Annotated in this window: 19 protein-coding genes; 11 read left to right on the forward strand and 8 right to left on the reverse strand. The window is 61.8% G+C overall.

Annotated features, from left to right (window positions below; translation table 11 throughout):
• Positions 1-93: 93 nt before the first annotated feature.
• The 3 genes from HX898_RS07675 (at position 94) to HX898_RS07685 (ending at position 4104) form a co-directional block, all read left to right on the forward strand.
• Complete coding sequence (locus HX898_RS07675; protein ID WP_138388544.1) at positions 94-1113, forward strand: LacI family DNA-binding transcriptional regulator; 1020 nt, start codon at positions 94-96, stop codon at positions 1111-1113.
• Between the two features lie 127 nt (positions 1114-1240).
• On the forward strand, positions 1241-3097 hold the full coding sequence (locus tag HX898_RS07680) for a DUF2264 domain-containing protein (protein ID WP_180194372.1): 1857 nt from the start codon (positions 1241-1243) through the stop codon (positions 3095-3097).
• Positions 3094-4104, forward strand: a complete 1011-nt coding sequence (locus HX898_RS07685; protein WP_180194373.1) for a hydroxyacid dehydrogenase — start codon at positions 3094-3096, stop codon at positions 4102-4104. Before HX898_RS07680 ends, HX898_RS07685 begins: the two co-directional genes overlap by 4 nt.
• Positions 4105-4195: 91 nt before the next feature.
• Here the strand turns inward: HX898_RS07685 and HX898_RS07690 are convergent, their stop codons facing one another.
• From HX898_RS07690 to HX898_RS07710, 5 genes are all read right to left on the reverse strand, one after another.
• Complete coding sequence (locus HX898_RS07690; RefSeq protein ID WP_138332051.1) at positions 4196-5473, reverse strand: Gfo/Idh/MocA family oxidoreductase; 1278 nt, start codon at positions 5471-5473, stop codon at positions 4196-4198.
• A gap of 41 nt (positions 5474-5514) precedes the next feature.
• Complete coding sequence (locus HX898_RS07695) at positions 5515-6345, reverse strand: sugar phosphate isomerase/epimerase family protein (RefSeq protein WP_180194374.1); 831 nt, start codon at positions 6343-6345, stop codon at positions 5515-5517.
• 137 nt (positions 6346-6482) lie between these two features.
• Positions 6483-7646: a dihydrodipicolinate synthase family protein gene (locus tag HX898_RS07700; RefSeq protein ID WP_180194375.1), complete on the reverse strand. Its 1164-nt coding sequence runs from the start codon at positions 7644-7646 to the stop codon at positions 6483-6485.
• A gap of 3 nt (positions 7647-7649) precedes the next feature.
• The gene (locus HX898_RS07705) at positions 7650-8798 is read right to left on the reverse strand and encodes a Gfo/Idh/MocA family oxidoreductase (RefSeq protein ID WP_180194376.1); all 1149 of its coding nucleotides are present in this window, start codon (positions 8796-8798) and stop codon (positions 7650-7652) included.
• Positions 8799-8929: 131 nt separating this feature from the next.
• On the reverse strand, positions 8930-9607 hold the full coding sequence (locus tag HX898_RS07710) for a TetR/AcrR family transcriptional regulator (protein WP_138332054.1): 678 nt from the start codon (positions 9605-9607) through the stop codon (positions 8930-8932).
• A gap of 198 nt (positions 9608-9805) precedes the next feature.
• Here HX898_RS07710 and HX898_RS07715 point away from each other — a divergent pair, with 198 nt between their 5' ends.
• From HX898_RS07715 to HX898_RS07745, 7 genes are all read left to right on the forward strand, one after another.
• On the forward strand, positions 9806-11092 hold the full coding sequence (locus HX898_RS07715) for an ABC transporter substrate-binding protein (RefSeq protein WP_180194377.1): 1287 nt from the start codon (positions 9806-9808) through the stop codon (positions 11090-11092).
• 6 nt (positions 11093-11098) lie between these two features.
• A complete protein-coding gene (locus tag HX898_RS07720) occupies positions 11099-12058 on the forward strand; it encodes a sugar ABC transporter permease (protein ID WP_017962699.1) in 960 nt (319 codons plus the stop codon).
• A 1-nt stretch (position 12059) separates the two neighbouring features.
• Complete coding sequence (locus tag HX898_RS07725) at positions 12060-12938, forward strand: carbohydrate ABC transporter permease (RefSeq protein ID WP_064653678.1); 879 nt, start codon at positions 12060-12062, stop codon at positions 12936-12938.
• The gene (locus tag HX898_RS07730) at positions 12938-14035 is read left to right on the forward strand and encodes a Gfo/Idh/MocA family oxidoreductase (RefSeq protein ID WP_180194378.1); all 1098 of its coding nucleotides are present in this window, start codon (positions 12938-12940) and stop codon (positions 14033-14035) included. The genes HX898_RS07725 and HX898_RS07730 overlap by 1 nt, the downstream gene beginning before the upstream one ends.
• 32 nt (positions 14036-14067) lie before the next feature.
• The gene (gene ugpC / locus HX898_RS07735; RefSeq protein ID WP_180194379.1) at positions 14068-15144 is read left to right on the forward strand and encodes a sn-glycerol-3-phosphate ABC transporter ATP-binding protein UgpC; all 1077 of its coding nucleotides are present in this window, start codon (positions 14068-14070) and stop codon (positions 15142-15144) included.
• 70 nt (positions 15145-15214) lie between these two features.
• Positions 15215-16090: a phosphotransferase gene (locus tag HX898_RS07740; RefSeq protein WP_171599950.1), complete on the forward strand. Its 876-nt coding sequence runs from the start codon at positions 15215-15217 to the stop codon at positions 16088-16090.
• Positions 16091-18541 carry an FAD-dependent oxidoreductase gene (locus HX898_RS07745; protein WP_180194380.1) on the forward strand — a complete coding sequence of 817 codons (2451 nt, stop codon included), beginning with the start codon at positions 16091-16093 and terminating at the stop codon, positions 18539-18541.
• 10 nt (positions 18542-18551) lie between these two features.
• Here HX898_RS07745 and HX898_RS07750 read toward each other — a convergent pair whose 3' ends face one another.
• Positions 18552-20009 (reverse strand): mannitol dehydrogenase family protein, encoded by a 1458-nt coding sequence (locus HX898_RS07750; protein ID WP_171599948.1) that lies wholly within the window; start codon positions 20007-20009, stop codon positions 18552-18554.
• On the reverse strand, positions 20006-21421 hold the full coding sequence (uxaC, locus tag HX898_RS07755; RefSeq protein WP_180194381.1) for a glucuronate isomerase: 1416 nt from the start codon (positions 21419-21421) through the stop codon (positions 20006-20008). Before uxaC ends, HX898_RS07750 begins: the two co-directional genes overlap by 4 nt.
• Positions 21422-21601: 180 nt before the next feature.
• Between uxaC and HX898_RS07760 the strand changes: the two genes are divergently transcribed.
• A complete protein-coding gene (locus tag HX898_RS07760) occupies positions 21602-21811 on the forward strand; it encodes a SlyX family protein (protein ID WP_138332062.1) in 210 nt (69 codons plus the stop codon).
• Between the two features lie 56 nt (positions 21812-21867).
• Here the strand turns inward: HX898_RS07760 and HX898_RS07765 are convergent, their stop codons facing one another.
• Positions 21868-23349, reverse strand: coding sequence for an NAD-dependent succinate-semialdehyde dehydrogenase (locus HX898_RS07765; protein ID WP_138332063.1), 1482 nt, complete (start codon positions 23347-23349; stop codon positions 21868-21870).
• Between the last annotated feature and the right edge of the window lie 35 nt (positions 23350-23384).

Below are 23384 nucleotides of genomic sequence, written 5' to 3' on the forward strand. Positions count from 1 at the left end.
AGCATTTCAGCAAATAGACTACGCAAAAAAATTTTTATTGCAAGAACCAATCATTTTCTTGCAAATTTGCATTATTTGCATAATGTTTGCCCCATGAACGACCAAAAAATCAGACGGCCGCGTCAGGCCGATATAGCCACATTGGCCGGCGTCTCGGTCTCCACGGTGTCACGCGTGCTCGCCAACGAACCTGGTATCAGCGAAAGCGTGCGCCGGCAGATATTGAAGGTGGCAGCCGAGAACGGCTATCCCGTCAAGCCTGCTTCCGAAGCGGTTGCGGGGGGACTGGCGCTGATTGCCAGCGACGGCGTCACCGGCACCCTCAGCGTCTTTTATGAAGCGATCGTTGACGGCCTGCGCGCCGGCGCTGCCGAAGCGGGTATGCCCTTCGAAGTCCGGCTGGTCCGCGAAGATCGAACCACGCCGGATGCCGTGCGCGACTATATGCAGACCGCAGGCGCTGAAGGTCTCTTTCTCGTTGGTATCGATCCGAACGAGATGTTGCGCGACTGGCTGCAAGCCAGCATGACCCCCACCGTTCTTGTCAACGGCACCGATCCCAGGATGCAGTTCGATGGCGTTTCGCCGGCTAATTTCTTTGGCGCCTATGAGGCGACCAGCCGGCTGATAAAGGCCGGCCATCGCCGCATCCTGCATCTGAGCGGCTCTCACCGCCATACGATCCGGGAGCGCGTGCGCGGTTTCGAGGCGGCGATCGCCGCCGTCCCCGGCGCCGAGGGCCGTCTCTTGTCCCTAGCCCTTCAAGGCAGCGCCAGCCGAGAGGCGCATGAACGCACGGCAGAAGCACTTGCCGAGAATGCTGGTTTTACCGCCGCCTTCTGCATGAATGATTTTATCGCCGTCGGCGTGCTCGAGGCCGTTACCGAGGCCGGGCTGCGTGTGCCGGAGGATTTCGCGATTGTCGGCTTCGACGATCTGCCCTGCGCGCTCATGACCAATCCGGCGCTTTCCACCATGCGTGTCGACCGCGCAGCCCTCGGGCGCGAAGCCGTTTCGCTGATGCTGTCCCGTTTCCGCAACAGGACGGCCTCTGCGCGCCACATCTGCCAGGCGGTCGTTCCCATTCCGGGAGGGACTGTTCCGAACGCCTAGAACAGGATGATTTAGGCCAAGGCCTAAAATCTGAATCCTGTGCTAAATTAAATAGTTAGAGCATGATGTCGTCCGAAAACCGCTCACACTTTTCGGCATCATGCTCTAGAACCCGTGAGTGATACCGATGACCTATGATCCCGCCAGCGCCAACCCGCTCGCCGGCAATCCGCTGGAAACCCGCGCCGATATGAGCCGCGCCCTGCTTGCGCTCTTCGATCCGCTGCTTGCCTGTTTCTCGAAGGGTAATGCTCGCGTCACCCTCAATGGCGGCGCCGCCCATTTCGACCGGGCGGCGGCCGATCTCGAAGGGTTCGCCCGCCCGCTCTGGGGATTGGCGCCGTTTGGCGCCGGCAACGGCGACTTCGCCCACTGGCATCGTTTCGCCGAAGGTCTCGCAAACGGCACTGATCCCGCCCATCCGGAATATTGGGGAAAGGTCAATGGCCGCGATCAGCGGATGGTCGAGCTTGCCGCTCTCGGTTTTGCCCTGGCGCTGGTGCCGGAAAAGATCTGGGAGCCGCTCGATGCGCGCGCCCGCGGCAATGTCGTCGCCTATCTCAAGCATGTCAGACAGTTCGACTATGCCAACAACAATTGGAAATTCTTCCGGATCTTCGTCGATATCGCGCTCGATCGTCTCGGCGCCGATTTCGACCGCAGCCTGACGCGGCAATATCTGCAGGAGCTCGAAGGCTTCTATATCGGTGACGGCTGGTATCGCGATGGAAACGTCCGCCGCATCGACCACTACATTCCCTTCGCCATGCATTTCTATGGCCTGATCTATTCGAAGCTCGTCGACGACGATTATGCAAAGCGCTACCGCGAGCGCGCGGTCCTCTTCGCCCGAGATTTCCGGCACTGGTTTGCCGCCGACGGGGCGACGATCCCCTTCGGCCGCAGCCTGACTTATCGTTTTGCCTGTGCCGGCTTCTGGTCGGCGCTCGCCTTTGCCGATGTCGAGGCTCTGCCCTGGGGCGAAGTCAAGCATCTCTGCCTGCAGCATCTGCGCTGGTGGAAGGATAAGCCGATTGCCGATCGCGACGGCGTGCTGTCGATCGGTTTCGGCTATCCGAACCTGCTAATGTCGGAGAGCTACAATTCCGCCGGCTCGCCCTACTGGGCCTTCAAGGCCTTCCTGCCGCTGGCGATCGCTGAGGATCACCCATTCTGGACGGCGAAGGAAAAAGTGCCGGAACAAGCACCTGACATCGTCTCCCAGCGTCATCCCGGCATGGTGATCATGCGGGCGGGCGGCGATGTCGTTGCGCTGTCTTCCGGCCAGGAAAACCTGCAGATGCGGTGCGGCACGGAAAAATATGCGAAGTTCGCCTATTCGGCCCGCTACGGCTTCAGCGTCGAGGCCGATGAGCGTGCCTTTGCGCTCGCTGCCTTCGATTCAGCGCTTGCCTTCAGCGATGACGGCCTGCACTACCGCGTGCGCGAAACGAACGAGGAAGCCAAGATCGCAGGCGAGGTGCTGTTTGCGAAATGGTCGCCTTTTGCCGATGTCGACGTCGAAACCTGGCTCGTGCCCGCCGCACCCTGGCATATCCGCCTCCATAGGATCAGGACAAGCCGGCCGTTGCGGATTGCCGAAGGCGGATTTGCCATCGGCCGCCGGGATTTCGAGCTGGATACGCTGTCCGCTTCGGGTGGGATTGCCTATGCGGTCGGCGAAGCCGATTTCACCGGCATTCTCGATCTCGGCTCTTCGGTCAAACGTTCGGGTATTGTCCAGAAGGCAATGCCCAACACCAATGTGATCGTCGCGAAAACCCTGGTGCCGCAGCTGCGTGGGCAGATTCCGGCCGGTGAAACCATCCTGGTGACGGCGGTGCTGGCGCTTGACGATCCCGCCGCCCTCTCGTCCGCCTGGACAAGACCGCCGAAAGCACCTGAGATTGCAGTGCTGGAGGCCCTGGTGAGGGAAAAGGGCGTCACAGTCAGCGCCATCGAAGCGCCCGGACAAATGCCATGAGCCGGCCGGCCATTATCCTTGCCATGCAACCGTCGCGCACGCAGCACGTCCTGCCGGATGAGGTCCTGCGCCGGTTGAGTAGTATTGGTCGCCTGCTTGATTCCAAGCCGCTGCAGCGCTTCGACGACGAGCGTGCGAAACGTCTGCTGACCGAGGCGGAAATCCTGATCACCGGCTGGGGCGGGCCCTATGTCGGGCCCGAAATTCCCACTGCGGCGCCGCATCTCAAGTTCATCGTCCATGCGGCGGGCACGGTGAAAGGCGTCATCGACGACGCCATCTTCGAAGCCGGTATCCCGGTCAGCCATTCGGCCGAGGCCAACGCCGTGCCGGTGGCCGAATTCACGTTGGCGGCAATCATCTTCGCCGGCAAGCGCGTCTTCCGTTTCCGCGATCTCTACGTTGCCGACCGAAACCGCGACCGGACACATTTGATGCAGCGCGAAGCGATCGGAAACTATCGCCGCACCGTTGGCATCGTCGGCGCTTCGCGCATCGGCCGGCGCGTGATCGAGCTCTTGAAACCCTTCGACTATAGACTGCTGCTCTCCGATCCGACGCTTGATGCCGCCGAGGCCGCCGGCCTGGGAGCAGAAAAGGTCGATCTCGACGAATTGATGCGGCAAGCGGATATCGTTTCCCTGCATGCGCCGTCGCTGCCGTCGACGCAGCATATGATCGATGCGCGAAGGCTGTCGCTGATGAAGGACGGCGCGACGCTCATCAACACGGCGCGCGGCATTCTCATCGATGAGGCCGCCCTGCTTTCAGCGCTCAAGACCGGTCGCATCGACGCGGTCCTCGATGTCACCGATCCGGAAATCCCGGAGGCAGGTTCTACTTTCTACGATCTACCGAACGTCTTTTTGACACCGCATATTGCCGGCGCCATCGGGCTGGAACGGGCGCGCCTCGGCGAGATGGCGGTGGATGAGATAGAGCGCTTCGTGACCGGCAAGCCGCTGCTCTACCAGATCCATCAGGCAAATCTCGAAAACATCGCCTGAGGCGCGTCAAGCGGCTGAGAGCAATTCCAGCAAAAGTGCGCAGCGGTTTTGCGTCCGGAATTGCTTAAAAACAACGCTCTATCGAAGGGTATCAGCGCGACGTCCTCAGCGAATTTGGCGAACCGTCATTGGCAAGTTCAGGCATGAGATCGGCAATCTCGACCACCTTGCCGGTGCGCGAACTCGTCAGCGCCGCAATGCCGCAGAGCACCGACATGGCACCCGCCCGCGTGCCGGCGCGTTGCGCAAGCTTGTCTTCCATGTCGGGCTTGAAGATCATGTTGCGCATCCGGTCGTCGCCGCCGTAATGGCCGCCGGTGAAATGCGGAACGACGATGCGCTCTACCGCCTCCCTACCGTTCGGGAAATTGCGGATGAGCAGGATCGTGTCCTCCTTCGGCTCTTCCCAGGGCTGGGCCTCATATTGACGAAGCTCGATCCGGCCTTTAGTGCCGTTGAAGGCAAGGTGATGGCCTTCGATCGGCTGGAAGGTGTTCAGCGAATAGGAGACATGGACATTGTTACGATAACGGAGCGACACCACCATCGTATCGGGAATGTCGATGTCCTCGCGGAAGACGCAGCCATCTCGGAAGTAGCCGTCGATCTTCGAGGGATCCTCGTAGAGTGAATCGAGGAAGGGATCGGCCTCTAGATCGAGATAGTAGTCACATTCATGCGCGTGCGGACAGAGCTTGCAGCGCGGGCCGCGGAACGGGCCTTTGCGGCCGTAATTCTGCAGGTCGGCGAAAGAGGTGACGGCTTCGGGATCGCTGTCGAGATACCAGTTCAGCAGATCGAAATGATGCGTGGCCTTGTGGACGAACAGGCTGCCGGAATTTTCCGTATAGGCATGCCAACGGCGGAAGTAGTCGGCGCCGTGCTTGGTGTTCAGATACCAATGAAAATCGACTGAGGTGACCCGGCCGATCTCGCCGGCATTCAGCAATTCCTTGATCTTCGCAGCCGTCGGCGCATAGCGATAGTTGAAGGACACGTCGACCCGGCGACCAGTGCGCTTTTCGGCATCCAGAATCCGGCGAATCTTTTCGACCGAGGTCGTCATTGGCTTTTCGGTAATGACGTCGATGCCGGACTCCAGCGCCCGCACGACAATATCGTCATGCGTATGGTCGGGCGTACAGACGATGACCAGATCCGGCTTCTGCTCGGCAAGCATCGAATCGATGTTTTCGTAGAGCGGCGCATTGCTGCCGATCATGTTGCGGGCGCGCTCGCCGCGCAGCGAATTCTTCTCGACGATGGCGGTCAGGTCGACATGCTCACGCCAGCCGGCAAGCAAATCCTTGCCCCACATGGTGGTGCCGCGGTTTCCCGTACCGATCAGGGCAAAACGGCGTTTCTCCATCGAATGATCCTCCTGCATGCGTGATGAAACAAATACTGAAATCAGGCCTGGCAGCAGCTCCTGAAGCGCTCGACGCAGGTGGCGATCACTTCTTCGGCCGGGCGTTTCCACCAGTTTTCGGCCGAAAAGATCTCCACCTCCTGAGCGCCGAAGAAACCGGCGGCCTCCACCATCCGTCTTATGCCTTTGAGGTCGATCACACCATCGCCCATCATGCCGCGGTCGAGCAACATGTCCTTTGTCGGCACCAGCCAGTCGCAGATGTGATGGGCAAAGATGCGTTTCATGCGGCCGGCGCGGGCGATCTGGTTGGCAAGATCGGGATCCCACCAGACATGGTAGACATCGACCGCAACGCCGACATCCTCCCCGAGCTGCTCACACATATCGAGCGCCTGACCGAGCGTGTTCACGCAGGCACGGTCGGCGGCATACATCGGATGCAGCGGTTCGATGGCGAGCTTCACGCCGGCAGCCTGCGCATGCGGCAAAACGGCGGCAATGCCGTCGAACACCATTCGGCGCGCGGCGACGATGTCCTTCGAGCTGCCGGGCAGACCGCCGACGACGAGCACGAGGCAATCGGCGGAAAACGCTGCCGCCTCATCGATGGCCCGCCTGTTGTCGTCGAGGTTTTTCTGCCAGTCGCCATCGTTCGCCGCCGGGAAGAAGCCGCCGCGGCAAAGGCCGGTCAGCTTGATGCCGTTCGATTTGACGATATGCACCGCCTCGTCGAGACCGACCTTGGCGACTTGGTCGCGCCAGGGGGCGATCGCGGTGATGCCGTGTTTCAGGCAGATATCGACGGCCTGCGCAAAACCGCATTGCTCGCGGATCGTCGCCAGGTTGATCGAAAGTCCTTCGACCTGCATGTCATTCTCCTCCCATCACTCCAGCGCCGCGCGTCTCTTCAGATGCGCAAAGGACGCTGTAGCACCTTGAATTGCTGCATAATTTTGTCCTCAAATCGGTTCCGACTTAAGGACAAAATTATGCAGCAGCCCGTGCTTTAGTTGACGCCGTGGACGGCAAGCACCTGTTTCATGCGCGCCGTTGCGAGTTCCGGATCGGCGAGAACCCGGGCCTTATCGGCCAGGCGGAAGAGTTCGGCCAGATGTGTCAGCGAGCGGGTGCTCTGCTGGCCGCCGACCATGACGAAATGATCCTGCAGGCCGTTGAGATAGGCGAGGAAGACGACGCCGGTTTTATAGAAGCGGGTCGGCGCCTTGAAGATGTGGCGCGATAGCGGCACGGTCGGCTCCAGCAGATCGAAGAATTCATGATTGCTCTTGCGGCCGAGCGCTTCGAGGGCTGCCGAGGCAGCCGGAGCGATCGCATCGAAAATGCCGAGCAGTGCGTCGGAATGGCCCGCTTCGTCGCCGGCGATCAGTTCGGCATAGTTGAAATCGTCGCCGGTATACATCCGCACGCCTTTCGGCAGCCGGCGGCGCATCGCCACTTCCTTCTCCTTGGAGAGCAGCGAGATCTTGATGCCGTCGACTTTGTCGGCATGGGCCTCGATCACCTCGAGGCAGGTGGACATGGCTTGAATATGATCACTGTTGCCCCAATAACCCTCAAGCGCCGGATCGAACATTTCGCCGAGCCAATGGATGATGACGGGTTCTTTGACCTGGCGAAGGATCCGGTCATAGACACGGATATAGTCGCCCGGCCCTTTGGCGGCGGCGGCAAGCGCCCGGCTGGCCATCAGGATGATGCGGCCGCCGGCTGCCTCCACGGTTTCGATCTGCTCCTCATAGGCCCTGAGGATCGTGTCGACGGTGACGTCGGGTCCCGGCGTCAGATGGTCGGTGCCGGCGCCGCAGGCGATCAGCGCATCCTTGCGGCCGGCCGCCTCACTGAGCGCCCGGCGGATGAGGTCGCGCGCTTCCGGCCAGCCGAGGCCCATGCCGCGCTGCGCCGTATCCATCGCCTCGGCAACGCCGAGGCCGAGATCCCAGAGCCGGTGGCGGAAGGCCAGCGTCCGCTCCCAGTCGATCGCCGGCGTCAGCCACGGATCGTTGTCGGCGAGCGGATCGGCTACGACATGGGTGGCGGCATAGGCGATGCGCGGAAAGGCCTTGGCGTCGCGCTTGGCGAGCGCGATCGGCGTGCCGGTCAGCGTGTAGGGAACGATCTTGCCGTCGAGAGGGAGATTGATCGTCGTCACGGCTCAGAACTCCAGTGCGGGAACGTCGAGCCAGCGGCGCTCGGCCCAGGATTTCAGGCCGAGTTCGGCAAGCTGCACACCCTTGGCGCCGGCTTCCAGGCCATAGGGCCACGGTGCGTCTTCGACGACATGGTGGATGAACATTTCCCACTGCGCCTTGAAACCGTTGTCGAAGGCCTGGGTATCCGGAACCTCGTCCCAGGTCTTGTAGAAGTCGATCGTCTGCGGCTGGTCCGGGTTCCAGACCGGCTTCGGCGTATTGACGCGGTGCTGGCTCCAGCATTTCGTCAGACCGGCGACGGCCGAACCATGCGTGCCGTCGACCTGGAAGGTGACGAGGTCGTCGCGGCGGACGCGGACGGCCCAGGAGGAATTGACCTGCGCGATCGCGCCGCCTTCGAGCTCGAAGGTCGCATAGGCTGCATCGTCGGTGTCGCAATCATAGGGCTTGCCCTGCTCGTCGATGCGGCGCGGAATATGCGTAGCACCGAGGCAGGAGACGGCTTTGACTTCGCCGAACAGATTATCGAGCACATAGCGCCAGTGGCAAAGCATGTCGAGGATGATGCCGCCGCCGTCGCCCTTGCGGTAGTTCCAGGAGGGGCGCTGGGCCGGCACGCCCCAATCGCCTTCGAAAACCCAGTAGCCGAATTCGCCGCGCACTGAGAGGATCTTGCCGAAGAAGCCGGAATCCCTGAGCAGCGCTAGCTTGCGCAGGCCGGGCAGGAAGAGTTTGTCCTGCACGACGCCATGCTTGAGGCCGGAGCCGCGCGCCTTGCGGGCAAGGTCGAGTGCCACCTGCAGATCGTCGGAGATCGGCTTTTCGCAATAGACATGCTTGCCGGCATCGAGCGCCTTGGACAGAAGTTCGGCGCGCATCAGCGTCGTGCCGGCGTCGAAGAAGATCGTGTCGTCGGGATTGGCGAGCGCGGCATCGAGATCGGTCGACCAGCGCTTGATGTTATGCTTCTTCGCCAGCTCTTCCATCTTGGCGCCGTTGCGGCCGACGATGATCGGGTCGATCTCGAGTTTCTCACCCGATTTCAGTGTGATGCCGCCCTGGTCGCGGAAGGCGAGAATCGAGCGCACTAGGTGCTGATTGTAACCCATGCGGCCGGTGACGCCGTGCAAGATGATCCCCAAGCGTGCCATTTTTTCCTCCCAGCAGATTTTTGCGGCGGGAGCGGGCATCCTCGTCCGGTCCTCCCGAGCCGGTAACTAAACAGTTACTTGATGGCAGAAGAGCAACGCGGCTGTCAATAGTCAAATCCGAATTTAGAGATTCAGCGCTTGATCGAGGTCAGTGTGACGTGGACGATATGCCTTTCCCAGGCATTGAGATGGGTCGGCTCGATCAGGTCGCGGCCGAAGATCGTCGAAAGCGTATACTGGTTGGACAGGTAGAAATAACCGAGCGAGGCGATCGTCAGGTAGACATGCAGGGGATCGGCGGACTCGATGAAGACCCCCTGCTTTTTTCCCTGCTCGAGCACGTCCGAAAGCTCGCCGATCAGATGCGAATGCAGTTCCTTGAGCCGGACGGACTGGCGCAACCAGCGGGCCCGATGCAGATTTTCCGTGCCGAGCAGGCTGAGGAATTCCGGATGCTGGAGGAAATAACGCCAGGTGAAGAGCGCCAGTTCGCTGATGCCTTCCTCGGGGCTGCGGTCGCCGATATGCAACGCGCGCTCGGCGGTGCGGATGCCGACATAGGCCTCTTCGAGCACTCTGAGGTAGAGCTGCTCCTTGTCGCCGAAATAGTGATAGAGCATGCGCTTGTTGGTGCCGGCGCGCTCGGCGATGGCGTCGACACGAGCTCCGCCCATGCCGTTTTCGGCAAATTCCCGGGTTGCCGCGTCAAGGATAGCAGCGCGTGTCCGCTCCGGATCGCGTTGGGCCGTCCGTTCGGTAGATGGGCGCCGAGACCTTTTCTTTTCCCCATTCCCCCCGCTGTCGTTCATCTCTCCACCTCCGTCTCACATGTTGCGCTCATAAGCCTTCGGTGCGAAATTGTAAAAACCGAATTTGAAAGCCCCGCGAGCGACACCGCTTGACACGCTCGCCGCTTTGCCCGTAGCTTGTAACCAATTAGTTATTTATGCAAGGGTAACTAGGTTCGGAAGCGTGTGGAGGCGCTTCCCTTTGGAGGAGGAAAAGAAATGACATTCCGTGTAAGCAGACGTAATTTCGTCGCGGGAGGCGCCACGCTTCTCTCGCTCTCGGCGCTGGGCACCAGCGCTTTGGCACAGGAAAAGCGCTTGCGTCTCCTGTGGTGGGGCTCGCAGCCGCGCGCTGACCGCACCAACAAGGTATCGCAGCTCTATCAGTCGAAGAATTCGGGCACCTCGATCACCGGCGAATTCCTCGGCTGGGGCGATTACTGGCCGCGCCTTGCGACCCAGGTCGCCGGCCGCAACGCGCCCGATGTCATCCAGATGGACTATCGCTATATCGTCCAATATGCACGGCGCGGCGCGCTCGCCCCGCTCGAATCCTATATGCCGGCCAAGCTCAACCTCGACGATTTCGACAAGGCGCAGATCGAAGGCGGCAGCGTCGACGGTCATCTCTATGGCGTCAGCCTGGGCGCGAATTCGGCGGCTACGGTCCTGAACACCACCGCCTTCAAGGAGGCCGGCGTCGATCTGCCGACCCAGGCGACCACCTGGGAAGAGTTAGCCCGCATGGGTGCGGAGATCACCAAGGCAGGCAAACGCAAGGGCATGTTCGGCCTCGCCGACGGCAGCGGCGGCGAACCGTTGTTCGAAAACTGGCTGCGTCAGCGCGGCAAGGCGCTTTATACCGCCGACGGCAAGATCGCCTTCGACGTGGACGATGCCTCCGAATGGTACGACATGTGGGCCAAGTTCCGTGAGGCCGGGGCCTGTGTTCCTGCCGATATCCAGGCTCTCGACAAGAACGATATCGAAACCAACACGGTCTCGCTCGGCAAGTCGGCCGCCGGTTTTGCCCATTCCAACCAGTTCGTCGCCTATCAGGCAATGAACAAGGACAAGCTGGCTCTGACCAACTACATGCGCATCAAGCCGGAATCGAAGGGCGGCCACTATCGCAAGCCTTCGATGTTCTTCTCGGTTTCCGCCCAGTCGAAAGCCGTGGATATGGCCGTGGACTACGTCAATTTCTTCGTCAAGAACCCCGAGGCAGCGCTGCTTCTGGATGTCGAACGCGGCATTCCGGAATCGAGCGCCATGCGCGAGGTCGTCGCGGCAAAGCTTGATGAGAACGGCAAGGTTGCGCTGGCCTATGTCAGCGGCCTTGGCGAACTCGCCGGCAAATTGCCGCCGCCGCCGCCGGCCGGCGCCGGTGAAGGTGAGCTGATGTTACGCAACATCGCCGAACAGGTCGGCTTCGGACAGCTGTCCCCCTCCGACGGCGGCAAACAGCTTGTCGCTGAAATCACGCAGATTCTCGCACGAGGCTGATCCCGTATGAGCAATGCGATGCGCACGCCCGCAGGGGCCATCAATGTGGAAAGATATCAGGGGGCCGTGGCCGAAGGACGCTTCAAGCGTCTCTGGAATGCCAATGCTCCCGGCTATCTCTTCCTTCTTCCATGGCTCATCGGCTTTTTCGGGCTGACGCTCGGGCCGGCCCTGATTTCGCTCTACCTTTCCTTCACCGACTTCGACATGCTTCAGTCGCCGCGGTGGGTGGGAATGGCGAATTACGTGCGCATCGCCACGGCGGATCCGAAATTCTCGGCCGCCATGTATGTCACCCTGACCTATGTCGTTTTCTCGGTGCCGTTCAAGCTGACCTTCGCATTGCTGGTCGCCATGGCGCTGAACCGCGGCCTGCGCGGGCTGTCGGTCTATCGTGCCATCTTCTATCTGCCGTCACTGCTGGGCGGCAGCGTGGCGATCGCCGTGCTCTGGCGCCAGCTTTTCGCCAGCGATGGCCTCGTCAATGCCGCGCTTTCGTATTTCGGTATCGAAGGTCCGAGCTGGATCTCGCATCCGAACTATTCGATCTATACGCTGGTGGCGCTGTCCGTCTGGCAGTTCGGCTCGCCGATGATTATTTTCCTGGCCGGCCTGCGCCAGATCCCGCAGGATATGTATGAGGCCGCGAGCCTCGACGGCGCCTCCAAGTTCCGGCAATTCTACAAGATCACGCTGCCGCTTCTGACGCCGGTGATCTTTTTCAATGCCGTCGTCCAGACGATTGATGCCTTCAAGGCCTTCACGCCGGCTTTTATCATTTCCGGCGGCACCGGCGGTCCGATCAACTCGACGCTGTTCTACACGCTCTACCTCTATCAGGAAGCCTTCGGCAATTTCCGCATGGGCTATGCCTCGGCGCTCGCCTGGATCCTGGTGGTGATCATCGCGATCTTCACCGCCTTCTCCTTCCTGACCTCGCGTTATTGGGTGCACTACGATGACTGAGATGACCGCTTCCGTCACTGCGGCCAGGCCGCCATCCGACATCACCAAACGCAGCCTGCCGGCGTCGCTGATCATTCACGCCCTGCTGATCGCCGCTTCGCTCCTCATGCTCTATCCGCTGTTATGGATGGTTTCGGCATCGGTCAGGCCGGAAACGGAGATCTTCTCGTCGACCTCGCTCATCCCGTCGTCGATCGATTTCTCCTCCTATGCACGCGGTTGGGTCGGCCTCGATGTCAGCTTCGGCCGGTTCTTCTGGAATTCGCTGGTCATCTCTGTGCTGGTCGTGACGGGCAATGTCATCGCCTGTTCGCTGACGGCTTTCGCCTTTGCGCGGCTGCGTTTCGCCGGCCGGAATTTCTGGTTCGCGATCATGCTCGGCACGTTGATGATCCCCTATCACGTGACGCTGATCCCGCAATATGTGCTCTTTCTCGATCTCGGCTGGGTCAACACCATCCTGCCGCTTGTCGTGCCGAAGTTCCTGGCAAGCGATGCCTTCTTCATCTTCCTCATGGTGCAGTTCTTCCGCGGCATCCCGCGCGAATTGGACGAGGCGGCGATGATGGACGGCTGCAGCGCGTGGCGCATCTACTGGAAGATCATGCTGCCGCTGTCGCTGCCGGTGCTGGCAACGGCCGCCATCTTCTCCTTCATCTGGACCTGGGACGATTTCTTCGGCCCGCTGATCTACCTGAACGACATGAACACCTATACGATCCAGCTCGGCCTGCGCACCTTCGTCGACTCGACCAGCGCATCGGATTGGGGCGGTTTGTTCGCCATGTCGACCCTGACGCTCGTGCCGGTGTTCTTCTTCTTCCTGTTCTTCCAGCGCCTGCTGATCGAGGGCATCGCCACGACGGGCATGAAGCGTTGATGGCGATGACGGGAAAGAGCGACATGAGCATCAGGACGGTCGCGATCGTTGGCTGCGGTATCGGCCGCTCCCATATCGTCGAGGGTTACCTGCCGCATGCCGACAAGTTCAAGGTCGTGGCGATCTGCGACCTGAACGAGCAGCGCATGGCAGCGGTCGGCGACGAGTTCGGCATCGAACGGCGCACCACCTCTTTTGCGGAACTGCTGGCCGACGACACGATCGACATCATCGATATCTGCACCCCTCCCGGCATCCATCTGGAACAGGTGGTCGCAGCACTTGCCGCCGGTAAACATGTCGTCTGCGAAAAGCCGCTGACGGGCTCGCTTGCCGCCGTCGATACCATCATGGCAGCAGAAAAGACCGCCAAAGGCGTGCTGATGCCGATCTTCCAGTACCGTTACGGCGACGGCATTCAGAAGGCCAAGCGGATCATCGACGCCGGTATTGCCGGCAAGCCCTATACCGCTTCGGTCGAAACCTTCTGGCTGCGCAAGCCGGAATATTACGCGGTTCCTTGGCGCGGCAAATGGGCGACGGAACTCGGCGGCGTTCTCGTCACCCATGCGCTGCACCTGCACGACATGCTGATGCATCTGATGGGTCCGGCGGCAAGGGTCTTTGGCCGCGTCGCCACCCGCGTCAACGATATCGAGGTCGAGGATTGTGCCTCCGCCAGCCTGCTGATGGAAAACGGCGCCTTCGTCTCGCTTTCCTGCACGCTTGGTTCGCAGGAACAGATTAGCCGGCTCAGGTTGCACTTCGAGAATGTCACTTTCGAGAGCAGTCACGAGCCCTATACCCCCGGCAAGGACCCCTGGAAGATCATCGCCGCGAATGACGACGTGCGCGAGCAGATCGACAGGGTGGTTGGCGATTGGCAGCCGGTCGCGCCGCGTTTCACCACGCAGATGGGCCAGTTCCACGCTTTCCTCAGCGGCCATGCGCCGCTGCCGGTGACGACAAAGGACGCCCGCCGCGCGCTGGAACTCGTCACCGCCATCTACCAGTCTTCCGACAGCGGCGCTGACGTGTCGCTGCCGGTCGGTCCCGATAGTCCGAAATACGCCGATTGGCGCGCAAGAACGAAGTAACCGACAAAATAAAAAGAGAGGGTTTTGAGAAGATGGCAACCAGTGTCGTTCTTCAGAAGGTCGAGAAGCGCTACGGCGCGATGGATGTGATCCATGGCATCGACCTGACGATCGATCCCGGCGAATTCGTCGTTTTTGTCGGCCCCTCCGGCTGCGGAAAATCGACCCTTCTGCGCATGATTGCCGGCCTTGAGGAGATTTCGGGCGGCGCGCTGCTGCTCGACAGCGAGCGCATGAACGAGGTTGCGCCGGCCAAGCGCGGTATCGCCATGGTTTTCCAGTCCTACGCGCTCTATCCGCATATGTCGGTCTACAAGAACCTCGCCTTCGGCCTGGAGACGGCGGGTTACAAGAAGGCCGAGATCCAGCCGAAGGTGAAGCGCGCCGCCGAAATCCTGCAGATCGAGAAGCTGTTGGAGCGCAAGCCGAAGGCGCTCTCCGGCGGCCAGCGCCAGCGTGTCGCCATCGGCCGCGCCATCGTGCGTGAGCCGCGCATCTTCCTGTTCGACGAGCCGTTGTCGAACCTTGACGCCGAACTGCGCGTGCAGATGCGCGTCGAGATCTCCCGCCTGCACCGCAGCCTCGGCAATACGATGATCTATGTCACCCATGACCAGGTCGAAGCCATGACGATGGCGGACAAGATCGTGGTGCTGAATTCCGGCCGCATCGAGCAGGTCGGCCCGCCGCTCGATCTTTACAACAACCCGGCCAACCGCTTCGTCGCCGGTTTCATCGGCAGTCCGAAGATGAATTTTCTGAAGGCGCGCATCGAGCAGGTCGGCGAGACCGAAACCAGCATCCATGTCTGCGGCAATTCCGTCCGCCTGCCACGCCGGCTGAAAGGCGGGGCGGGAGAGGAGGTCACCTTTGGCATCCGTCCCGAGCATCTTTCGCTGGCCGATGGCGCAATCACGCTCTCGACCGTCAACGTCGATCTCGTCGAAAATCTCGGCGGCGCCACCATGCTCTACACCACCACGCCGGATAACCAGCTCCTGACCGTCGCGCTTGACGGCCAGCAGAAGGTGGAGCGCGGCGCCAATGTGAAGGCCTCCTTCGATCCGGCCCGCTGCCACGTCTTCGATGCCGCCGGCAAGACGATCTAAGCGCGCCGCTGCTTGACATCAGATCCTCCTCTGGCCCATCATTTCGGGAGGGGCCGCAGGGGGATCAAGCATGACGCCTGAAGATAGGATTCATGCGCTTGGCATCTGGCAGGGCCCGATCGAAATCTCGCCGATAGCAGGCGGCATCACCAACAGGAATTATCTGGTCAGCGATGCCGTCGCGCGCTGCGTGGTCAGGCTCGGCAGCGATATTCCGATCCATCACATCAACAGGCAGAACGAGCTTGCCGCAAGCCGTGCCGCCCATGCAGCCGGCATTTCGCCGGCGGTCATCCACCATTCGCCGGGCGTCCTGGTGCTCGAATATATCGAGGCGAGAGCGCTTTCGCCGGAAGATATCAGGACACCGCAAATGCTGGCCCAGGTCGTGCCGCTGGTCCGCGCCTGCCATCGCGACATTGCCCGGCATTTCCGCGGCCAGGCTATGATCTTCTGGGTCTTCCACGTCATCCGCGACTACGCCGCCAATCTGAAGGTGTCGAAGAGCGCCTATCTTCCGCTGCTGGCGGGGCTCGTCGGCAAGGCTGATATGTTGGAAGAAGCGGCAGGACCTTTCGAGATCGCCTTCGGCCATAACGACCTGCTGGCCGCCAACTTTCTCGATGACGGCAAACGGCTCTGGCTGATCGACTGGGACTATGCCGGATTCAACACGCCGCTTTTCGATCTTGGCGGATTGGCCTCCAACAACGAACTCTCGGAAGCGGCCGAGCGCGCGATGCTGGAGACCTATTTCGACCGGCCGCTGACCGATAATCTCAGCCGGCGCTATACCGCGATGAAATGTGCCTCGCTGCTGCGCGAGACGCTCTGGAGCATGATTTCGGAAATCCATTCCACCATCGATTTCGATTACGCCGGCTATACGTCCGAAAATCTCGCGCGCTTCGAGCGCGCCTATCAAGCCTTTGAACAGGACCAATAAATGACGAAGGAATTACCGAAGACGGCGAAAGCCGTGGTCATCGGCGGCGGCATCATAGGCTGCTCGACGGCCTATCATCTTGGCAAACTTGGCTGGACCGATACCGTCCTGCTGGAGCGCAAGAAGCTTACCTCGGGGACCACCTTCCACGCCGCCGGCCTCGTCGGCCAGCTGCGCACCAGCGCCAACATCACCCAGCTTCTCGGTTATTCCGTCGATCTCTACAAGCGGCTGGAGGCGGAAACGGGCCTCGGCACCGGCTGGAAAATGAATGGCGGCCTGCGCCTTGCCTGCAATGAGGAACGTTGGACCGAGGTCAGGCGCCAGGCGACCACCGCCCAGTCCTTCGGCCTCGAAATGCAATTGCTGACCCCGCAGGAAGCCTTCGATCTCTGGCCGCTGATGACGGTCGACGATCTCGTTGGCGCTGCCTTCCTCCCGACCGACGGCCAGGCCAATCCCTCCGACATCACCCAGGCGCTGGCAAAGGGCGCCCGCATGTCGGGCGTTTCGATCTTCGAGGATATGGAAGTCCTCGACCTCGAAATCGACAAGGGAAAGATCCGCGCCGTCGTTACGGCGCAAGGGCGCATCGAATGCGAGCGCGTCGTCGTCTGCGCCGGCCAATGGACGCGCGCCTTCGCCGCCCGCTTCGGCGTCAACGTGCCGCTCGTCTCCGTCGAGCATCAATACATCATCACCGAATCCTTCGGCGTGCCCTCCAACCTGCCGACGCTGCGCGATCCCGATCGCCTGACCTACTATAAGGAGGAGGTCGGTGGCATCGTCATGGGCGGCTACGAGCCGAACCCAATTCCCTGGGCGAAAAGCGGCATCCCCGAAGGTTTCCACTACACGCTGCTGGACAGCAATTTCGACCATTTCGAACAGATCATGGAACAGGCGCTCGGCCGCGTTCCGGCGCTGGAAAACGTCGGCGTCAAGCAGCTGCTGAACGGCCCGGAAAGCTTTACGCCGGATGGTAACTTCATTCTCGGCGAGGCACCGGAGCTGAAGAATTTCTTCGTCGGCGCCGGTTTCAACGCCTTCGGCATCGCTTCGGCCGGCGGCGCCGGCATGGCGCTTGCCGAATGGGTGACGAAGGGCGAACCGCCCTATGATCTCTGGCCGGTCGATATCCGCCGTTTCGGCCGGCCGCATTTCGATACCGACTGGGTGCGGACACGCACACTCGAAGCCTATGGCAAGCATTACACCATGGCCTGGCCGTTCGAGGAACATTCGAGCGGCCGCCCTTGCCGCAAATCGCCGCTCTATGACCGGCTGAAGGCGCAGGGCGCCTGTTTCGGCGAAAAGCTTGGCTGGGAGCGGCCGAACTGGTTTGCCGATCTCTTCGCCAACGAGGAGCCGAAGGATGTCTACAGCTACACCAGGCAGAACTGGTTCGACGCGGTCGGCCGCGAGCATAAGGCCGTGCGCGAAGCGGCCGTCATCTTCGACCAGACCTCCTTTGCCAAATTCGTGCTGAAGGGCAGGGATGCCGAGGCAGCGCTATCCTGGATCGCCGCCAACGATGTCGCAAGGCCTGTGGGATCGCTTGTCTACACGCAGATGCTGAACGACAAGGGCGGCATCGAATGCGACGTGACGGTCGCCCGCATCGCCGAGAACGAATATTACATCGTCACCGGTACCGGCTTCGCCACCCATGACTTCGACTGGATCGCACGCAATATCCCGGCGGCGATGCATGCCGAACTTGTCGACGTCACCTCCGCCTATTCCGTGCTGTCGCTGATGGGGCCGAATTCCCGTGCCGTGCTGGAAAGGGTGACGGGCAGCGACGTCTCGAATGCAGCCTTCCCCTTCGGCAAGGTCAGGACCGTCGGCATTGCAGGCTGCCCCGTGCGGGCCCTGCGCATCACCTATGTCGGCGAGCTCGGCTACGAACTGCATATTCCCGTTGAATATGCGACCACGGTCTATGACGTGCTGATGGCATCCGGCGGCGAGCTCGGCCTCGTCAATGCCGGCTACCGCGCCATTGAGAGCTGCCGCCTGGAAAAGGGTTATCGCGCCTGGGGGTCGGATATCGGTCCCGACCATACGCCTGTTGAGGCCGGTCTCGGCTGGGCGGTGAAGATGCGGAAGAATATTCCCTTCCGCGGCCGTGAGGCGATCGGGCAGCAGCTTGCGGGAGGCGTCAAGAAGCGCCTCGCCTGCTTCATTCCCGAGGATGCCGATGCCGTGCTGCTCGGCCGCGAAACGATCTATCGCGACGGCAAGCGCGTCGGCTGGCTGTCGAGCGGCGGCTTCGGTTATACGCTGGGCAAGCCGATCGGCTACGGCTACGTCCGCAGCCCCGAAGGGGTGACGGAAGAGTTCGTCCTCTCCGGCACCTATGAGCTTGACGTCGCGCGGGAACGCATCCCCTGCAGGGTGTCGCTGTCGCCGCTCTACGATCCGGATATGGCGCGGGTGAAGGCGTAGCGGCTGCTGCCTAGAACAGCGGCAAGCGGTCGTCTTGGATCAGGATCTCCAGCTTGTCAGCCACATCCTGCGTCCAGGCTCGGTGGCCTGTCAAGGCCGCCGGGAAGAGTCCCGGAAGGGTGAAAAGAGCCGCCGAGATCGCGAGGCCGGTGCGCGGGATATCGGCGATCAGAGCGGCGATTTCGCCAGCCCTGGGATCGCGCAATTCGTAGCGCTCGCCGTTGCCGTGCTCGCCGATCGCATAGCGCATCCATGCGGCAACAGCGATCGCATAGGTCTCTGCCCTGTCGCCATGCGCCAGTGCCTCGGTTGCCGGTTCCAGCAGCCGCTGCGGCAGTTTCTGCGTGCCGTCCATGGCGATTTGATAAGTGCGGTGTGCGATCGCCTTGTTTGCAAAGCGCGCTATCAATTCGCTGGCATAGTCATCGAGATCGATGCCGGGAACTGCATCGAGTGTCCTCGCCGCTGCATGCATGTGGCGGTAGGCAAGGGCTGCCAGGGCTTCATCATCCATCACGTCGCGGATGAATTCATAGCCGCCGATATAACCGAGATAGGCAAGCAGCGAATGCGCGCCGTTCAGCATCCGCAGCTTCATCTTCTCGTAGGAGGAGACCTCCTCGACCATCAGTGCGCCGCGCACCTTTTCCCAAGCCGGCCGGCCATTGGCGAAATGGTCTTCGATGACCCATTGCGTAAAGGGTTCGGTCTCGATCGCCGCCATATCCGTGCGGCCCGTCAGCCGTTCGGCATCGGCATAGGTCGCCTCGGTGCTGGCCGGCGTGATGCGGTCGACCATCGTCGACGGGAAGGGCACATTCGCCTCGATCCAGCGATGCAGGTCGGGATCTATGCGGGAGGTGAATTCCAGCACCAGGCGCTTCAGCACGGCGCCGTTGCTCGGCAGGTTGTCGCAGCTCAGCGGCGTGAAGGGCGCGATGCCCTTCTGCCGGCGGCGGGCGAGGCCTTCGACGAGATAGCCGATGACGCCGCGCGGCGCATGCCGGTTGGCAAGGTCGGCGACGATGTCGGGGTGTTTCAGGTCAAGGCCGCCGGTTGCGGGATCGAAACCATAGGCCTTTTCCGTCACCGTCATGCTGACGATGCGGATATCGGGGTCTTCGAGCCGCGCCAGCAGGCCGGCCGGATCGCGCGGCGCCACATGTGCCTTCAGGATCGAGCCGACCACCTCAGCCGTCGTGCCTGAGGTATCGCGGATCAGCGTCGTATAGAGCCCGTTCTGGGCGCTCAGATTGTCGGCAACATCGGGCGTGCGCAGGCTTGCCACCTCGATGCCCCAGTCGCCGCCTGCGGCTGCGAGCGCGCCGTCCGTGAAGGGTGCGAAATGGGCGCGGAAGAAAGCGCCCGGGCCGAGATGCAGGATGCCGGCCTTCAGCGCATTCCTGTCATAGGCGGGAAGTTTCGCCGTCGGCGCAAGGCCGGTCAGGTTTTGTAGTCTATCGCTCACAGCTTGTAGGCCTTTTTCGCATTGTCATAGGAGAGTTCGCGCGCGACGATCTCGGCTTCCTTCTTGGAAATCCGGTGCTCGGCGGCGAGCTGGGCAAGGAAGCGGCAAACTTCGCGGCGCCAGACGTCATGCCGCGCGGGGATCGAAAGCAGCGCGCGCGTATCGTCGTTGAAACCCGCCATATTGGCAAAACCTGCCGTCTCGACGACTTGGTCGAGGTAGCGGCGGATGCCGTTCGGGCTGTCGTAGAACCACCAGGGCGGGCCGATCATCAGGCAGGGCCAATGGCCTGCCATCGGCGCCAGCTCGCGTGCATAGGTCGTCTCGTCGAGCGTGAAGAGCAGCACACGCAAACCCGGTGCGTGGCCATATTTTGATAGCAGCGCATTCAAGCCGCCGACCCAGTCCGTGCGTGTCGGGATATCGGCGCCCATATTGGGGCCTCGGGTCGAGAAAAGTCCGCGGTCGGTATTGCGTCTGGAGCCGGCATGGATCTGCATCACCATGCCGTCCTCGGCCGAAAGCCCGGCCATCTCGGTCATCATCTGGCCGCGGAAGAGCTCGGCCTCTTCAGGCGAAAGCGGACCCTTCAGCGCCTTGTCGAGCAGCGCCTGTTTTTCCGCAAGCGGCAGGTCGGCGGTGAAGGCGGTGGGCACGCCGTGATCGGTCGCGGTGGCGCCGAACTGGCGGAAATAGGCGCGCCGGCGCCGATGCGCCTCGATCAGGCTGTCCCAGCGCGTGACCTCGGTGCCGGTGATCTCTCCGAACTTGATGAGATTGTCGCGGAAGCCGACGGCATCGGGATCGGTGACACTGTCCGGCCTGTAGGTGGTGCGCACCTTGCCGATCCAGCCGTCGGCCGCCATCTTCTGGTGATGCGCCAGAGGATCGAGCGCTCCATCCGTCGTCGCGATCGTTTCGATGCCGAATCGCTGATGCAGCGCCCGCGGGCGGAATTCCGGAAGGGCAAGCTGGGCATTGATATGGTCGTAGAGCGCATCGGCATTATCAGCCGTCAGCGGCTCGGTGCAGCCGACCACGGCCGACATGGCGTGGTCGACCCAGAGGCTCGAAGGCGTTCCGCGGAAAAGATGATAATGCGCGGCAAATGTCCGCCAGATCGCCCGTCCCTCAGCCACCGGCTTGCCGTCGAGCCGCGGCACGCCGAGCTCGTCCAAGGTGACGCCGACGCTGTGCAGCATCCGGAAGAGATAGTGATCGGGAATGACCAGCAACGAGGCCGCATCTTCGAAGGGCCTGTCGTCGGCGAACCAGGAGGGTTCGGTATGCCCGTGCGGGCTGACGATCGGAAGATTGCGCACCGTCTCGTAGAGGTCTCGCGCGATGGTCCGTGTTGCCGGATCAGCCGGAAAAAGCCGGTCCGGATGAAGAAAGCCGTTTCCTGCATCCATCAGTATTCCTCCCTGATGGATAACGGCCTACCCCACAACATCAGGCGCGGCAAGGTCTTTTAGTAACCAAACGGTACAGTTTTGCGCATGGCCGCGCCGGGCATGGAAAGCATTGACGAGGTGGCCTATTTCCGCTTTGGGAGAACCATCTGTTCTGCCGGTTTCGGCAAAGGAGGATCGATGTCCGACGAGACGAACCACATCACCCGGCTGGAAGAAATGCTGGCCCACCAGGCAAAGGCGATTGAAGAGCTTTCCGATCAGCTCGCCGAGCAATGGAAGACCGTCGAGCAGATGCGCACCAAGCTCGACCGGCTGACCGAACGCTTCCTGTCGCTGGAGGAGCAGTCGCTGGACGCGCCAGCGATCACTCGCCCGCCGCATTATTGACGACACGCGGCGCAATGCCGCGTGTCGTTGGGTGTCTTGCGCCATGAGACGGCGGATCAAACGCCGCCGATGCAGAGATATTTCATTTCCAGATAGTCGTCGGCGCCGTGCCGCGAGCCTTCGCGGCCAAGGCCGGATTGCTTGATGCCGCCGAAGGGCGCCGTCTCGGATGACATCAAGCCGGTATTGATGCCGATCATGCCGTATTCCAGCGCTTCCGCCACCCGCCAGACCTTCTTCAGATCGCCGGCGTAGAAATAGGCGGCGAGGCCGAACTCCGTGTCGTTTGCCTGTTGAATGACATCCTCGACCGTGTCGAAGCGAAAGAGCGGTGCCACCGGCCCGAAGGTCTCCTCGCGCGCCACCTTCATGCCGCGCGCAACGCCGGTCAGCACCGTCGGTGTGAAGAAGGTGCCGGCGCCGTCGATGCGCTTGCCGCCGGTCAGCACCTTGGCGCCCTTGGCAAGCGCGTCGCTGACATGATCTTCGACCTTGGCAAGGCCTTGCGCGTCGATCAGTGGCCCGATGACGACACCCGGCTTGAAGCCGTCGCCGACCGACATCTCGGCGACCTTGGCGGCAAGCTTGGCGGCGAAGGCGTCATAGACGTTCGACTGGACATAGAGGCGGTTGGCACAGACGCAGGTCTGGCCGGCATTGCGGTATTTGGAGGCGATCGCGCCTTCGACGGCAGCGTCGAGATCGGCATCGTCAAAGACGATGAAGGGCGCGTTGCCGCCGAGCTCCAGGCTCACCTTCTTGATCTGGTCGGCGCACTGCCGCATCAGGATGCGGCCGACCTCCGTCGAACCGGTGAAGCTGATCTTGCGCACTTTTTCATTGCCGCAGAGCTCGCGGCCGATTGCCGGGCCGTCGACCCCGACGATGACGTTGAAGACGCCGGCCGGAATGCCGGCCTGCTCGGCGAGTACGGCAAGTGCGATCGCCGTCAGCGGCGTCTGTTCGGCGGGCTTCGAGACCACGGTGCAGCCGACGGCAAGCGCCGGGGCGATCTTGCGGGTGATCATCGCCGCCGGGAAATTCCACGGCGTAATCGTGCCGACGACGCCGACCGGCTGCCGGATGACGAGCATCCGTTTATCGTCGGAAGGCGCGGGGATCGTCTCGCCGTAGATGCGCTTGGCTTCTTCCGCATACCATTCGATATAGGCCGCGGCATAAAGGATCTCGCCGCGCGCTTCCGGGAACGGCTTGCCCATTTCGGCGGTCAGGATCGCGGCGAGTTCGTCGGCATTGACGACCATCAGGTCGAACCATTTGCGCAGGATCGCGCTGCGCTCCTTGGCCGGACGGGCAGCCCAGCCCGGCTGGGCGGCATGGGCTGCATCGATCGCCGCCCGCGTCTCTGCCGCACCCATATCGGGCAGCGAGGCGAGCAGCTCGCCGGTTGCCGGGTTCAGCACGTTGAAAGTCTTTGTGGCATCGCCTGATGTCCAGACGCCGTCGATATAGCCGGCATCGCGCAGCAGGGGCGAGGAGAAGGGAACGTGCTTGGTCAGTGCGCTGGTGAAAGCCATGTCATATCCTCCTAGGGAGTGCGGCTGCCGGTTGC

Source organism: Rhizobium sp. WYCCWR 11128 (assembly GCF_013416305.1).
Taxonomy (GTDB): Bacteria; Pseudomonadota; Alphaproteobacteria; order Rhizobiales; family Rhizobiaceae; genus Rhizobium; species Rhizobium indicum.

Excerpts from the sequence above, each read along its gene's own strand:
- HX898_RS07675 (WP_138388544.1), top strand. The coding sequence starts at position 94 with ATGAACGACCAAAAAATCAGACGGCCGCGTCAGGCCGATATAGCCACA.
- HX898_RS07745 (WP_180194380.1), top strand. The coding sequence starts at position 16,091 with ATGACGAAGGAATTACCGAAGACGGCGAAAGCCGTGGTCATCGGCGGC.
- HX898_RS07760 (WP_138332062.1), top strand. The coding sequence starts at position 21,602 with ATGTCCGACGAGACGAACCACATCACCCGGCTGGAAGAAATGCTGGCC.
- HX898_RS07740 (WP_171599950.1), top strand. The coding sequence starts at position 15,215 with ATGACGCCTGAAGATAGGATTCATGCGCTTGGCATCTGGCAGGGCCCG.
- HX898_RS07720 (WP_017962699.1), top strand. The coding sequence starts at position 11,099 with ATGAGCAATGCGATGCGCACGCCCGCAGGGGCCATCAATGTGGAAAGA.
- HX898_RS07680 (WP_180194372.1), top strand. The coding sequence starts at position 1,241 with ATGACCTATGATCCCGCCAGCGCCAACCCGCTCGCCGGCAATCCGCTG.
- HX898_RS07695 (WP_180194374.1), bottom strand. The coding sequence starts at position 6,345 with ATGCAGGTCGAAGGACTTTCGATCAACCTGGCGACGATCCGCGAGCAA.
- HX898_RS07685 (WP_180194373.1), top strand. The coding sequence starts at position 3,094 with ATGAGCCGGCCGGCCATTATCCTTGCCATGCAACCGTCGCGCACGCAG.
- HX898_RS07690 (WP_138332051.1), bottom strand. The coding sequence starts at position 5,473 with ATGGAGAAACGCCGTTTTGCCCTGATCGGTACGGGAAACCGCGGCACC.
- HX898_RS07730 (WP_180194378.1), top strand. The coding sequence starts at position 12,938 with ATGGCGATGACGGGAAAGAGCGACATGAGCATCAGGACGGTCGCGATC.
- HX898_RS07710 (WP_138332054.1), bottom strand. The coding sequence starts at position 9,607 with ATGAACGACAGCGGGGGGAATGGGGAAAAGAAAAGGTCTCGGCGCCCA.
- HX898_RS07705 (WP_180194376.1), bottom strand. The coding sequence starts at position 8,798 with ATGGCACGCTTGGGGATCATCTTGCACGGCGTCACCGGCCGCATGGGT.
- HX898_RS07715 (WP_180194377.1), top strand. The coding sequence starts at position 9,806 with ATGACATTCCGTGTAAGCAGACGTAATTTCGTCGCGGGAGGCGCCACG.
- HX898_RS07725 (WP_064653678.1), top strand. The coding sequence starts at position 12,060 with ATGACCGCTTCCGTCACTGCGGCCAGGCCGCCATCCGACATCACCAAA.
- HX898_RS07765 (WP_138332063.1), bottom strand. The coding sequence starts at position 23,349 with ATGGCTTTCACCAGCGCACTGACCAAGCACGTTCCCTTCTCCTCGCCC.
- ugpC (WP_180194379.1), top strand. The coding sequence starts at position 14,068 with ATGGCAACCAGTGTCGTTCTTCAGAAGGTCGAGAAGCGCTACGGCGCG.
- uxaC (WP_180194381.1), bottom strand. The coding sequence starts at position 21,421 with ATGGATGCAGGAAACGGCTTTCTTCATCCGGACCGGCTTTTTCCGGCT.